This is a genomic window from Pseudomonas sp. SIMBA_068, from assembly GCF_046534705.1.
GTDB lineage: Bacteria > Pseudomonadota > Gammaproteobacteria > Pseudomonadales > Pseudomonadaceae > Aquipseudomonas > Aquipseudomonas putida.
Genome location: NZ_JAWRYI010001180.1, coordinates 1 through 250, shown reverse-complemented (window position 1 = coordinate 250; position 250 = coordinate 1). Strand labels below are relative to the sequence as shown.

Here is a 250-nt window from a genome sequence, read left to right as displayed (position 1 = left end):
GCCAAATTTGGTATTCAGTTCTTCAAATGATTTAAATTTATCTTTAGAGGTCATTTCGCTGAGATCCACCATCTGTTCAAACAGTTCTTTCTGAAATGATTCATCATCAATATTCGGAATTGCACTCTGATTCAGAAATTTAGATTCATCATACTTAGAAAAGCCGCTCACCTGTTTCAGTTTCAGCACAAAATTGGCGCCTTCCCACGGACAGGTCACTTCCACCGGGGTTTCGCCCATTTCCACATCC

General features: G+C 40.4%; 1 protein-coding gene. It reads right to left on the bottom strand.

Annotation, left to right across the window (positions count from 1 at the left end; genetic code table 11):
• On the bottom strand, positions 1-250 hold a 250-nt coding region (locus SB756_RS33260; protein ID WP_410913658.1), incomplete at both ends, for a hypothetical protein.